Raw genomic sequence first — 14,527 nt, 5'->3', positions numbered from 1 at the left:
AATGGCCAACTTACTTTGCAATTGGAAGCTGAATTATAAATTCAGTACCCTCTCCGGGCCTAGAATAGCAATGAATAGAGCCACCATGTTTTTCTTCAACGATTTGACGGGCGATCGTCAATCCCAAACCTGTGCCTTTACCCACTGCTTTCGTAGTAAATAAATGTTCAAATATTCGGGATTTAACGTTTTCGTCCATTCCCAAACCATTATCTTTAATATTAATAGCAACTCGGTTTGACTTTTTCAGCACTTCCGTTTTAATTGTAATTCGTTGCGGATTCTTCGTGAAATATGCAAACGAATAGTTTTGACCCATGTCATCAAACATATCGATCGCATTGGCCAAAATATTCATAAATACCTGGTTTAATTGGCCGGGAAAACATTCGATTATTGGAATTTCACCATATTCTTTTATAATTTGAATTTGGGGTCGGCTATCATTTCCTTTGAGGCGATGTTTAAGAATCATAATTGCGCTATCAATCCCTTCGTGAATATTAAAAGATACTTGATAGTCTTTGTCAGCGCGAGAGAAAGTGCGGAGACTGGTACTAATATTTTTAATGCGATCGCAGCCTAGCTGCATAGAACTAAACATTTTCGGTAAATCCGACAAAACATACTCTAAATCTATCTGTTCTGCATGGTATTTTATTTCTGGAGTAGGAGTAAATTTATCGCGATACAAATTGAAGTGTTCAATTAAATCCTCTAAACAGGTTTTAGCTTCTGTTAAATTACCAGAAATAAACCCAACTGGGTTATTAATTTCGTGCGCTACCCCAGCTACTAAATTGCCCAAAGCAGACATTTTTTCACTTTGTACGATTTGTAATTGAGCTTGTTTGAGGTCAGTCAAAGTTTGTTGCGCTTGTTGATAGAGTTGAGCATTTTGTAAAGAAATTGCCGCTTGAGTGCAGAGAAAGTTAAGGACGAGGATGCGATCGCTCGTAAATACTCCTGTCGTTGTTTGATTCTGCAAGTACAAAATCCCTACCAAATCTCCTTGGTTGAGGACAGGCAAACACAAAGCGCTTTTTGGCTGATGTTGCAACAGATAATTATCAATTAAGGGTAAATCTGTTTTTAAGTCATCAATCACAACCATTTTTCGCGTGTTTTTGACATACTGAATTAGGGCAATAGGAAGATGAGGATAATTATCTATCGATTCCGAGCGTAATTCTGTAATGTCGGGTGTGGTAATAGCTCTCACTTGCCATTGATTTTCAGTAGGGAACAGCAAGATACATCGATCTGCACCAGAGTTTTGCAAGATAATTTGAGTCAGTTGCTTGAGTAATTCATCAAGTTTAATACTGCTGGAGATAGCTTGAGCAGCTTTGAGAACTGAGGTAAAATCCAAAGCATCAGAAATACTCGTGCTACCACTATTATATGAGCTAGTTACCGTATGTAGTGAAATACCGCTGACTTTTGCTAAGGTTGCTAGCGGATTTAGGTGGTGTTTTTGTTGCTGAAGGATGGGTTGAAGTAGTTCGGGATAGCGTTTTTCCAAGTCATCAGTTTTGGCTTTTGCTCCCCACCGGGCATAACAGTAGTAGGCTTCTTGCATATAGCCTGCGGCAACTTTCTCTTTACTCCAAGCCAGGTAAAATTTAGCAGCGAGTTCGTTGGCGAGGGCTTCTTCTTGGATGTATTCGTTAGCTTTGGCTCCAGATATGGCGCGATCGTAATTGGTTATCGCCTCTAAATAATTACCAGAAATTCGAGCCATTTCAGCCTTAACTAAATCACAGAGATGAAGAAAATTAGCTGGACTATTTTGCGACCAAATTTCCAATTTTTTCTGATAATTCGATATTTTTTGCCAATACTCTAATCTTTGATTTTTAGATATTTCTGGATATCGTGCCAAAAGCAGCAAGGCATAAATAAAGCAATGATGAGCGTATGGCAGCAATCCTTGAGGTGCAACATTGATAATTTCTCGTTCGGCTTGTTCACCGTAGTGGAATGCTTCCTCCAGCCGCCCATAAAAGAAAAGAACCTGACTTTTGAGAATATTGTAAATACAAATTACTTGCCAGTTTTTATGCTGGCGGCACTGTTCCAGATATTCCGATTCATTCCACTCAACAGTTGTCCCCATCAATTCAGAAACGATCCTCTGACCGCCTATAAAAAGATCGATCGCCCACTGATTTTTATATTTCTGACTGAAGGCTAATGATGTTGCAATTTCATCGCACAGTTCTTGCAGGCGAATACTTTGATAGAAGCGGCAATACATATTATGCCCAAAAGCGTAAGCTGCATATTGCAAATTACTAGACTCTAAACCCACTTTATAAGAGGAAAGATAATCTTCACTAGCGACTTTTAACGGATGTGACCAATGTCTCAAAGAGCTACCAATCATTAGGTAACCAACACTCTCGGCTGATTTATTGTTAAAGCCTTGCATTAACTTGAGAGTAACATCCAGTAACTCGCCTGTACCTTGATAATTATCCAAAGCATATCCTCGTAAACCACCAAAAGCCGGGTAAATATATCCAATCTCCGGTGTATTTCCATATTGCAAGCATAAATTGATCGCTTTGGCACAAATTACAGACCACAATCTTTGATGAGAACGATAGGTAGGAGGCCCCATACTAATTAATAGCTTAATTGCCATCTTTTTTTCTGCTTCTCCCATAATTGGCAAATCAGCTAACTCAGAAAATGAGCGATTTTTTAATGTTTTTTCAGCCAGCGCGAGTTCTGCATCTCGGACTCGATCGAGGTTTTCTTCAGGTAAATCTATATCAATTAAAGCCAGCGCTTGGCGACCAGACTGTATTGCCTCTGGGTACTTGGCTTGCAGGGTATATTGTACGATGGACATATTGTAAACTTCGGCTTTTTCGAGCGGTGTTTTTGCATTTTCGACTGTTTGCTGAAGCCAAATTTCTGCTTGCTCAAAGTTCCCATTCAAATACTCAACTTCGGCTCGTTCTTTAAATAACGCAAAGGTAAGTTCGTAATAGCGTTCCCAGCAATTAGTAGGTAAAAGTTCCATCCCTGCCTTAATGTATGTCAAAGCGCCAGAGTATGCTGTAGAAGCTTTCGCTTTAGTCCCTGCCAACAGATTCAGCCTTGCTAGTTCTTCTTTGCGAGTTGTTTCGGTAATTAATGTGCTGCCAATATTTAAATGATTGACTATTTCAAAAATACGTTCTTCTCTTTGTGTAAATGATAAATTTGCTAAAAGCAAAGTACCGATTTTGAGATGGGTGGCTTGCTTTTGTGCTGGTTCAATTAGAGAATAGGCGGCTTGTTGAACTCGATCGTGCAAAAAACGATAAGCAACATTTTCAATATTGTTAACCTTCGCATCTGTATCGTCATGACTTACATAAAATTTATAAACTTCAGTTTGCGGCAGAATCATTCCTTCCTGCAAGGCTTTCCACAAAGCCATCGCTGCATCTGCTGCTGATTTTTCTGACACAATTGATAGTGTATTTAAATCAAACTGGTTGCCAATACAAGCAGATAACTTAAGTATTTGTTGGGTTTCGTTCGGCAATTTCTGTAACTGCTGTGCCATAAATTCGACCACATTATCGGTGAGCGATAGCGCATTGATTTGGGCAATATCGCATTCCCAATAACCTTGTTCGCGATTAAAGGTAATCTGCCCATCTTCGGATAACGCCTTGAGAAACTGTGTAGTGAAAAAGGGATTACCTTTGGTTTTGCGAGCGATTAATTCACTCAGGGGGCGCGAACGCTCACTTGAACAAAGGAAAGTATCGGCAACCAACTGATTCGTATCTTCAAAAGCTAGGGGGGTGAGGGTAATTTTGTTAACTGTTTTACCTGCTTTTTTGAGTTCCTCTACCATTAATATAAATGGGTGAACAGGTGAAACTTCATTGTCTCGATAAGCTCCCAACAAAAGTAAATAGCTCTTATCCTCCATTAGCAATTTTATCAACTGTAAGGAAGCCAAATCTGCCCACTGTAAGTCATCCAGAAACATTACTAACGGATGTTCTTTTGCTGTAAAGACTTGAAGAAATTTTTGAAATAGCAAATTAAACCTATTCTGTGCCGCTGTTCCCGATAATTCTTGCGCTGGTGATTGTTTGCCAATAATTATTTCTAGTTCGGGAATTACTTCAATCAAAACCTGGCCATTCTCTCCCAGCGCTTCTAAAAGCTTAGTTCGCCAAGCAGCCAATTGCGCGTCTGATTCTGACAATAATTGACCCATTAAATCCCGCAAACTTTGTACAAATGCAGAGAAGGGGATGTTGCGATTAAATTGGTCAAATTTGCCTTTGATGAAATACCCTTTCTGGCGAGTAATTGGTTTGTGGACTTCATTGACAAGGGCGGTTTTACCAATCCCTGAAAATCCCGCTACTAACATTATTTCAGCTGTGCCATTGGCAATGCGATCGTCTTCCAGACACGCTACGCGCACAAACGCTTCCAAAAGCGTATTTACTTCTTTTTCTCTTCCGTAAAGTTTTTCAGGAATGATAAATCGGTCTGATGTATCCCTTTGTGCGATCGAAAAATTAACGATTTTACCTGTTGATTTTAAATGATTTAAACAAATTTCCAAGTCATACTTCAATCCCAAAGCGCTCTGATAGCGGTCTTCTGCATTCTTCGCCATCAATTTAGTTACAATTGCTGCTACTACCGCTGGGACTTGAGGGTTAATACTGTGAATATTTGGCGGTTGTTGAGCAAGATGACAATGCAACAATTCCATTGGATCTTGGGAATCAAAAGGTAATTTTCCGGTTAATAATTCAAATATAGTTACACCTAAAGCATAGAAATCAGCGCGATAATCAATGCCGCGATTCATGCGTCCAGTTTGTTCTGGTGCTAAATAGGCTAATGTTCCTTCCAAACTATTGGGATTTTTGATTTCTTGAGTTTCTTTTGGTAATAATGAAGCAATGCCAAAATCAATTATTTTTACCTTTTTAGTGGTAGGATTAATTAATATATTCGCTGCTTTAATATCTTTATGAATTACTTGATTAAGGTGGATTTCATGTAAAATTAACGCCATTTGTTGGGCGATTTCTAATACTTCTATCAATGATAAAATTTTATTTTTAGTATAATTTCGTAGGGAAATACCCCCAAAATCTTCCATCACTAAAATATAACCGTTGCGATAATGCTCTAAACAAAAGGGACGGACAATTCCTGAAACATTCAGATTTTTGGCAATCGTATACTGATTGCGAAATAGGAGCAAGTCGTTAAAAGTGGGGTACTCTTGGTGTAGTAACTTCAGCACTACAGATGGAAATTCTTTACCCCACTCTTCCGGCACCGCTCGATAAACAATGGTGCGTTCACCCGTATAAAGTTCCTCTGTTAAACGGTATTTGCCTAACAGTTTGTTGAAATTTTCACATATATGATATTGAGGCAATGGTTGGACAGTCATGGCTACGCTCTCTAGAATGCTTTAATAGTCTTTTTATTATAATAAGAAGCTCGTGAAAAATTTGTAAAAACGCACCGTTAAAACATAAAGATTGGCAGTTTAGTAGCTAGATTCAGATTTTACCTTGCGCTGAAAGCCTGCCACATCTGTAACTCTGTCGCTCATAGGGAAAATTCTCTTAGCAAAACTTCTTTAGTCCGATCGATCCGACTTTCGCTATAAAACGAGGGGTTAAGTGTCCCGGCAGACCAATACAGTTCGGTTAGACATTTTTTTGCTAACTGCCAAATATTGGCAATTAAGCGAAGAAAAAAAATCATTAAATCTGTGGCTACTTTTTCTCATATTTGTAATTGTTTTTTTACATTTTTAAAGTAAAATTTACATTAGGTAACTTCAACGAAATCATCAGGTTAGCAAAAAACTAAGCTAAAATTCGGCTTATTTAAGAATATGATTATTTATTTTTTCAAAAAGTTAGGTTTTACACAATCGAAAACAATCACAAAAAATATTTGGAACTGTTTGGGATAAGATAACTTCTGTTCGATCGAGAATATCTCAGTAATAAAGCAATTTTGTAAGTGCATCCCTCTTAAGTAAAATTATTACATTATGAAACAGATTTTTGCAAGAAAATTCCAATGTCTTTACTAAAAATTAAGAATCAATCCCATTCGACCTTTGTGTGTTTAGGGACGTGGGTCTGACTGGGAGATCGAATCAGCTACACCCCAGAACAAGCTAAATAAGAGCTTTTACCGCGTTTCTCTGTACCTCAGTGGCCTGAAAACGGCTGTAAAGCAGTCGCTCATCGACCTTGAAAGCGATCGCTTCTTTCCGTCACAATAAAATTAAGTATATATCCTTAATAGTTTCCCAACTTTTCTTAAAAATGGCCCTGGAACAGCTAGCTGAAACCCTATCCACACCGCAACTGGGCTATGACTGCGACTTAGCCATCGTCGGCGGCGGTATTGCCGGACTCACCCTCGCCTGTGCCTTAAAAGACTCCGGGCTGAAAATAATCCTGATGGAAGCAAAACCTCAGTCTGTCGCGGCGGCAAAAGGACAAGCTTATAACATTTCCCTGCTTTCGGAACGAATTTTTCAAGGAATCGGCATTTGGGACAAAATATTGCCCCAAATCGTCACTTATCGACATATTCGTCTATCAGATACCGACCATCCCGGTGTGGTGCAATTTTACCCCACCGATTTGGGCACAGAGGCGCTGGGCTATGTCGCAGAACACCAAGTCCTGCTGACTTGCTTGCAGGAGTTAGCGCAAAATTGCCCGAATGTCTCGTGGCTGTGTCCGGCTGAAGTGATAAAAGCTGAATATCAAGCCGATGCTGTGGAATTAGAAGTTGCTACGGTCGGAGAAATATCAAAATCCAAAATCCGCACCCGCTTGCTGATAGGCGCAGATGGTGCCAAATCGCGCATCCGCGAATCCGCTGGTATCCGCACTCGCGGTTGGCAGTATTGGCAATCTTGCGTTGTGGCTACAATTAAAACAGAGAAACCGCACAATAACACTGCTTTTGAGCGTTTTTGGCCTAGCGGCCCAACAGGAATTTTACCGCTACCGGGAAATCGCTGTCGCGTAGTTTGGACTGCACCTCACGCGGAAGCGGAAGCGTTGAGAGTATTAGACGAAAAGGAATTTATCGAGAAACTGGAACGCCGGATGGGCGGACTGTTGGGGCGTTTGGAGTTGGAGGGGTCGCGATTTTTGTTTAAAGTGCAGTTGATGCAGAGCGATCGCTACACTCTCCCCAGATTAGCTTTAATTGGCGACGCCGCCCACTGCTGCCACCCCGTCGGCGGACAGGGAATTAATATGGGAATTCGCGATGCAGGTGCTTTAGCTGAAATTATCCAAACTGCCCACCAACAAGGCAAAGATATCGGCGATATCCAAGTCCTCAAACGCTACGAAAGTTGGCGAAAACGAGAAAACCTAGCCATTTTGGGATTTACAGATTTTCTCGATCGCGTTTTTTCTAACAATTGGTTACCAGTAGTCGCCATGCGTCGATTCGGCTTATGGATACTCCGAACAGTTCCGCCAATTAAAGTTTATGCACTGCAACTTATGACTGGTCTGAGAGGTCGTCCTCCGCAACTCGCTTCCCGCTGTTAAGAAATACTTCTGGCTGAAAAGGAAGTGCTTCAGTTTCATTCCCTTTCGGCAAAGCTGTCTGATTATTATTAGCCAGCATTGCAGGTAAAGTTTTAGCAGCTTGCACAATATCCGACGGCATCATAATAATCGTTGTTGTGTTATTTTCTGCCCCAATTTCCGTTAGCATTTGCAATCTTCGTAACTCCAACGCCGCCGGATTAGCAGAAATATTTCGGGAGGCTTCCGCTAACTTAATGGAAGCTTCCTGTTCAGCCGCAGCTTTAATTATCCGAGCGCGTTTTTCTCGCAATGCTTCGGCTTCTTTTGCCATCGCCCGCTGCATATTAGGGGGAATTTCCACATCTTTCATTTCCACCCGTTCGATCACGATTCCCCAAGGTTCGGTGATTTCATCAACAATTTCTTGCACTTTCGTGTTAATTTTATCCCGATTTTGCAATACATCATCCAGCATATTTTGCCCGACGACATTGCGTAAAGTCGTCAATGCTGTTTGATAAACCGCCATTTCATAATTCTCGACTTTAGTAATCGCTTTCATCGCGTCAAGAATTCGGTAATAGAGTACAGCATTAACTCGAATCGTAACGCTATCAGCAGTGACCGTTTCTTGCGGTTCGATATTCACAGTTTTGGTGCGAATATCCACCTGGGTTTTTTGGTCTACAAAGGGAATAACCCAGTACATACCTGGCCCCATTATTCCCTTACTTCTACCCAGGCGAAAGATAACGCCCCGTTGATATTCCCGGTCTAGTTTCAGACCGGAAAGGATGAGATAACCGAGGAATACTAAAAGACCTATTGTTTGTCCCATATTTGTTATAGCCAAATTCGGCTAACTCTATTTTAGCTTTCGCTAAAGGTAGGTTGGTTGTCCTGGCTTAACAAAACCTATCTTTGTGGAAATCATTAAAAAATAGCTATTTTTCCACGAAAGTGATGTCAAGTAAATCTGCTTGGAAAACTATTTTGCTGTTTCTTTGCTCCAAAATTTCGCTTAGCCGCACTTCTGTAGAATCTTTCAGAACCAAGCGATCGTTCTCGTTGCGCGAAAGCATTTTAGATGTATCGATTAGCCAATCTTCTAAATTGCCGCGAAAGCCATCTTCTACAGCTTTTAAATAATCTGTACAACGACGGAACAGCTTGGGCAGAATTAATTGTCCTTTAGGGCCTATATCTTCTGCATCATCTAAAATAAACTCGCTTGTTGTATCTTTTTTCCAAATACCAAGTTTTTTTTCTCGCGCAGTTTCAGCTACTCTACGCAGTAGCTGCCGATGAGTGAACGGTGTAGAAGTATAAACCGTATAATAAGCATATCCTGTAGAAATCATATGGTAGTTTGCTGTTTTTTCTAACAGTTCATCATCAACCATCACCCATTTTTGATCTTCTAAACCGTCTGTTTGTAGAATTACATAAGAAATAGGACGACCGTTAGCATCGGCTGCCTTTGTCAGAATAGCTCCCGGTACAGTATTCGGCTCGGAATTGAGAACTTCGTTCTTTTTGTATTCAATATTTTTAAAACCAATCCAGTCTAAAAAGCGATCGCGTGCTTCTTTGCCCAAAGGTTGAGCGGCTTTGCCGTAATGAGTTTCGGGTGCGTCGATTCCCTCCAGACGTAATTGTACGCTACCGTCCACACGGGAAGGCTTAATGCGATAAGCGCGGTGAAGGTATTGATAAAGATTGGGATTATCTGCAACAAAGCGGATGGAATCTCCATCAGGTTGCTTGCCGATAATCACAAAATTACCTAGAATTGGGCGATAAAAAGGTGATGACATAACTGAGTTCGATCGATTGAAAATTTTTGCTATTAATTCAGATCTTTACAGAGCGGATGAAATTTAAAATCACCCCGCAGGGTACTTATTCTAGTTGCTCTGATTCAGAGCCAATCATTTCAACATCTGGCTTTTTTTGCTTGCCATCAAGCAAAGCGCTGACAGTCATATCGCCCATAACGTTAATCGCCGTGCGACAGCGATCGAGAAACCAGTCTACAGTAATCAGCAAAGCAATGTACTGTGTTGGCAAACCAACCGAACTAAACACTAGCGTCATTGTTACCAACCCCGCATTGGGAATGCCAGCTGCACCCACAGAAGCAAAAACGGAGGTTAACACCACAATTAACTGCTGCAACAAATCGAGATTTCGATTCAAAACTTGGGCAATAAACAAAGCCGCCATCGCTTCGTAAAGTGCTGTACCGTCGTTGTTGAAATTGCTGCCGACTAATGCCCCCAAAGAAGCGGAAGATTCTCGCAAACCAATTTTTTCTTGCAAAACCCGAAATGTGATGGGCATTGTCACAGTTGAGGAAGAAGTCGAAAACGCTGTCATAAACGCATCGAATCCACCTGTTAAGAACTGTAGCGGATTTACCCAGGAACCAATTTTTACCCGGATCAAGTAGTAGCAGGCTTGCAAAAATAGCGCCACCAGCACGGCGATAATTAAAGCACCCAGAGATTTAAATGGTGTGAAACCCTCTAAAGCAACTGTTTTGGCAACGATACCAAAAACTGCCAGGGGTATGAGGGCAATCACCCATTCCAAAATGCGTACCACTGCGTCGAATAAAGTGCCGATTACCCACTCAAGTGCCTCATAGTTTATTTTGTTGCTGGCAACTTGTTCTTTTTTCAAAGCACGCAGCACAATTCCAAAACTGAGAGCGATAACGATAATTTGAAGGACGTTGTTATTCACAAGGGGTTCAACAACGGAACTAGGCACCATATTTTGCAGTAATGCCCAAGGATCGAGATTCTTAATGTTGTCAGCTGACCCCTCTGGGGCACGGATCTGACCCCATTTGCCCGGTTGCAAGATATTGGCAACTAAAAGACCGATCAGAATCGCAACTGTGGTATTCGTTAATAGCAAGACGAACAGACGTCTTCCTGCGGTTCCGGGAATGTTGGCGGTGAGGAATGTGTGGACTACTGCTAACAAAATCAATGGTGTAGCGAGGGCACGCAAAATCTTCAGCACCAAGTCGCAGGGAACTGCAAGGTTGTTAATGAGGGCGATATTACCTGCTGCGGGGTTTCCCCCACCCAATAAAATCCCTACCGACACTGCCAGGATCAGGGCGATCGCAATCTGCAAATAGAGTGGTATACGCTGCCACCAGTGGCTAGTTTTGCTTTCAGCCTCTATCATGCTCGTTTTTCCGATTTTTCACTTATGCTTTCATACTAGAACTAACTTTTGCTCAGGCCATACTTCTTTGCAGTTAAAGTTGCTTCTGAGTTTAAGTGACAATTAATTAAAGTTAATCACCAAAATTAAATACAATATAGCACTAAAATGAAATATCTTTTCTTTAATTTTTACTGCTTTAATTGTTAATTTATTCTGTAATTTATTTAAATTTACTAATTATATATTTTTAAAATGACACAAATATGGTAAGTTTTACTCAAAAACAATATTTTATAAAATAGCTACGGCGTCATAGCTTCAGCGACGCCGTAAAGAAAAATCTTTTGGTTATCTAATTTCTTCTGCGCCGGGACGATCGACACTGGAATCGCCTGTATCAATAGTGGGACTGACTGCGCGATCGGTTGTGCCAGTTGTCGGAATAACGCCAGAATCGGTTGTACCAGTAGTCGTTGGGCTAATCTGAGGATCGACTGTATCTGTGGGACTGACTCCAGAAGATGCCTGTAAAATCCGATTGTCTAACAGGCGGGCGATCGCGCCCAACTGGGCCGTCGGTACTCGATCCTTGGGGTACATAATACCCGTAAAAGCTCCCACATTGCTACGACGAAACGCAGCTACATCCAGACGTAACGGTTGCCCTTGCATCGACACAGATACGGTCATACCCGTTGAAGCTTCCGCAACATTATTCAGTTCCGGGATAATACCGTACTCCAAAATCTCAATTCCCTGTCTTGACTTCAGGGCTTCCCTATATTGAGCGATTAGTTCTTGCTGGTACTCCGGTTCCTGAATCTGCTTGATAATAGCATCGAAATTAGCTCGATCGGGCTGATTCGCGATCGTACCGGTAAAACCGAAAACTATTTGAAAAGTTTGCGGATGTACGTAAGCAAAGAACTTATTCGGCTTCATCCCGGCTTCGATCAGCTGCTGTCTGAGACCTTCAAACTTGGAACTGACTTCAGCTGCTATCTGGGGTGGCAGTTCCTTAAACCCAGGCGGCAAATCTTGCAAACTCAGAGTAGGATTTCCCAAAATCTGTTCTGGCGTGGCGGTGACGGGAACGGGATCGGCAGCTAGTGCAGTCGGTATATAGCCACTCCCCCAGATCGAACCTGTCAACAAACACAACGTTATTGCTAATCTTTTGATCATTGGTGTTTTGGTAAGGGCGTCCCTCATCAGGATAACGCTCTTGACAGCGGCTGGGTAAAGTCAAAAGTCAAAAGTCAAAAGTCAAAAGTCAAAAGTCAAAAGTCAAAATTAAGAATTTCTTCCCGCTATCTCGTTCTCCCGCACCCCCGCTCCCTCTTCCTTCTTCCCCGACGCCATAACCCCGACGCCCTAGCCCCCAGTCAAGAGGTTAAACAGCGAGGGAAGAAAACATGGTGGAAACGAACAAAATATTTGTCTTAGGTTGTCATACGAAAACCAAGTTATTTGTGTAGAAGATTTAGCAGTTAAAAACATGGTGAGAAATCCCAACTTAGCAAAAGCTATTAGTGCCAAAGTATGGGGGATGTTTCAAACCATGCTCAAATACAAAGCTGAAAGATTTGGACACACTTATCTTGAAATAGGTCGTTTCTTCCCATCATCTCAACTTTGTAGTGAGACCCTACTATCAATCCCAATGCTGCAAAACGGTTATGATTCATTGGTAGTAAGGTTTGTAGATTGTCCTCACTGTTAGAAACAGCATGATAGAGATGTTAATGCTGCAATAAATATTAGAAATGAAGGATTGCGACTTTTGGCATTAGGAACTAGCGCTTCTGCCCAAGGAGGGGATGTAAGACCAAAGACTTCTGGACGTAAAAAATCCACCAAGTCCGAGGCAATCCCCAATGAGTTGGGAAGCCTACACTGTACCAAAGGTCAGTGTAGGTAGTTCACCATCCGGATCTAGCAAACCACATCAGCAACAGCGACGCCAAGCTCAGGGCAAGAAATTGCAGCGCGATCGTCTCCATGAGCCATTTAATTGTTAAGATTGTTTTCATATACTCCTCATCACCTGCATCGACAGCCAAAACACTCGTATTTCCCCAATATGACCAATCTGTCTACAGGTACTTGTGATCTATTGGGATAAGTACTTGTGATAATATTTATCACATTGAGTGATATATATCACTCAAAACAAGCTTTTATTTTTAGTGACCTCTGCAAAACCTAGCTTTGCGGTTTCACCATTTCCCTAATTCCATTTAAGTCAAGATCGAATTTCTCGGCAATTCTTTGCATTAGTTCATTTTTTGCTGGGGTAATGACACGATCGGCCTGAGCGATTCTGTAACACTGAGCCAGCAGAGGAATGGCATAATCGCGGTTAAGCTGAGCCAAAAGCGTATCTAAAGGTTGAGGCGACTGGATATTAGCAGCAATTGTTTCTAAAGAAGTTTGGCTGAGGTTGAAAGTTTGTAACTGAGGTAGAATTTCTGACCAAGATTTTTCTGGATGACTGGCGACGATCGCGTGAACCAAAATACCATCCATTACTTTTTGTTGCGCGATCGCAGTTTCTAAGTAACTATCGCTTCCGATCTCCAAATCTGCCAGCGTTGTTACAGCAGTAGGTGCGTTTAACTTAGCTTCATAAAACCGACAAGCCGCATAGCCCAAGGAGTATAGCATAACCGCATTGGAAGAAGCACCGATCGCAGCGCCGGCAAGCGGTACATTTCGCAGAATACCCAAACCCGCCTTCACAGCGCGACTACCGCCCAATCCCAACCCAAAAATAGCCAAAACTTCGCCCTTACGTGCTGGCTCTTTCAAATCTAGCCCATAGGCAGCGGCAATCTGATAAATCATTTCCGCCTGTAACTTCGTGGTTGTGGCCAAATCCAGAGCGAACAAAAGCAAAGCTTCTCCCGGTAAAATGCTGCTAACCAGTCCCACACCGCCAGCATAAACCGCTTTTTCCACCATAATCCGGTGCGCGATCTGGCTGGGTGATTCTTCTGGATATTCTTTTTGCAGCTTTCTCACATCTGCCTCTGCTTTGGCGAGGTCAACACTATCGGCAGCACCTACCAACCAATCTAAGCGAAACACACCGCTCAATCTTCGCAACAACCAGTTATCGGAGACGAAGCTAATAGTTTCCCCCGCTTTTTGAGTGGCCTGCTCGAACAGATTATAAGTTTGTTTGGCGGTTGTCTGTGCGATCGCAGTCGCTGTCTCCACAACTGTTTTCCCCGTTTGCGAGGTAGTCTGGCAGATCGTATCCCCTACACCAGATGCCGTATTCACCACAGCTTTGCCAGTTTCAGAGGTAGTGTCGCAGATCGCTTTCCCTACACCAGATGCTGTGTTTACCACAGCTTTACCCGTTTGGGAAGTCGTATAGCCGATCGCTTCGCCAACACCCACAGCCGTATCCACGATTACCTTACCAGTTTGGGAAGCGGTGTTGGCAAATGCTGTGCTGATTTCCGTCACCATCTTGGCAAATTCCAGGAACCAAGATGACTTTTCAGGAGTATTTGTTGATGAAGGTGACTTGAGGCCATCATTAAGCTCAGATGCTTGTTGTTCTTTGCTGTTCATCGCTAAACTGTTTTTCGGCTGGGCATATAGCTAGGGCGTCGGAGCTAGGGACTGGGGACTAGAGAAAAAGGAGAAGGAGGAGAGAGAGGTGGAATTAAGAACGTCCTAACTGCCTTGGCGATTCCTATATTACTAACTTGCGATCGGACAAGCCTAAAATGTTTCCCTCCACAGACGCATTTTAC

At 42.1% G+C, this 14,527-nt stretch carries 7 protein-coding genes and 1 pseudogene; 2 read left to right on the top strand and 6 right to left on the bottom strand.

Going from position 1 to position 14,527, the window contains the following annotated elements:
- Positions 1 to 10: 10 nt before the first annotated feature.
- Entirely contained in the window at positions 11 to 5,440 is a 5,430-nt protein-coding gene (locus H6G03_RS06275) for a trifunctional serine/threonine-protein kinase/ATP-binding protein/sensor histidine kinase (protein WP_190463173.1), read from the bottom strand.
- Between the two features lie 895 nt (positions 5,441 to 6,335).
- Between H6G03_RS06275 and H6G03_RS06270 the strand changes: the two genes are divergently transcribed.
- On the top strand, positions 6,336 to 7,589 hold the full coding sequence (locus H6G03_RS06270) for an FAD-dependent hydroxylase (RefSeq protein ID WP_190463170.1): 1,254 nt from the start codon (positions 6,336 to 6,338) through the stop codon (positions 7,587 to 7,589).
- Here H6G03_RS06270 and H6G03_RS06265 read toward each other — a convergent pair.
- From H6G03_RS06265 to H6G03_RS06250, 4 genes are all read right to left on the bottom strand, one after another.
- Positions 7,540 to 8,409, bottom strand: a complete 870-nt coding sequence (locus tag H6G03_RS06265) for a slipin family protein (protein WP_190463168.1) — start codon at positions 8,407 to 8,409, stop codon at positions 7,540 to 7,542. The genes H6G03_RS06270 and H6G03_RS06265 overlap by 50 nt on opposite strands.
- Positions 8,410 to 8,515: 106 nt before the next feature.
- The gene (locus H6G03_RS06260) at positions 8,516 to 9,388 is read right to left on the bottom strand and encodes a thermonuclease family protein (RefSeq protein ID WP_190463166.1); all 873 of its coding nucleotides are present in this window, start codon (positions 9,386 to 9,388) and stop codon (positions 8,516 to 8,518) included.
- Positions 9,389 to 9,473: 85 nt separating this feature from the next.
- The gene (locus tag H6G03_RS06255) at positions 9,474 to 10,775 is read right to left on the bottom strand and encodes a dicarboxylate/amino acid:cation symporter (protein WP_190463164.1); all 1,302 of its coding nucleotides are present in this window, start codon (positions 10,773 to 10,775) and stop codon (positions 9,474 to 9,476) included.
- 330 nt (positions 10,776 to 11,105) lie between these two features.
- A complete protein-coding gene (locus tag H6G03_RS06250; RefSeq protein ID WP_190463162.1) occupies positions 11,106 to 11,942 on the bottom strand; it encodes a hypothetical protein in 837 nt (278 codons plus the stop codon).
- A gap of 259 nt (positions 11,943 to 12,201) precedes the next feature.
- On the opposite strand from H6G03_RS06250, the pseudogene H6G03_RS39720 reads away from it, so the two are divergent.
- A pseudogene (locus H6G03_RS39720) lies at positions 12,202 to 12,678 on the top strand (zinc ribbon domain-containing protein); the annotation flags it as partial.
- A 284-nt stretch (positions 12,679 to 12,962) separates the two neighbouring features.
- On the opposite strand, the gene H6G03_RS06235 reads toward H6G03_RS39720, so the two are convergent.
- Entirely contained in the window at positions 12,963 to 14,342 is a 1,380-nt protein-coding gene (locus tag H6G03_RS06235; RefSeq protein WP_190463157.1) for a hypothetical protein, read from the bottom strand.
- Positions 14,343 to 14,527: the final 185 nt, after the last annotated feature.

The organism is Aerosakkonema funiforme FACHB-1375, from assembly GCF_014696265.1.
Classification (GTDB): Bacteria; Cyanobacteriota; Cyanobacteriia; order Cyanobacteriales; family Aerosakkonemataceae; genus Aerosakkonema; species Aerosakkonema funiforme_A.
The sequence above is the reverse complement of the archived record's forward strand: the minus strand, read 5'-3'. Positions and strand labels throughout refer to the sequence as shown.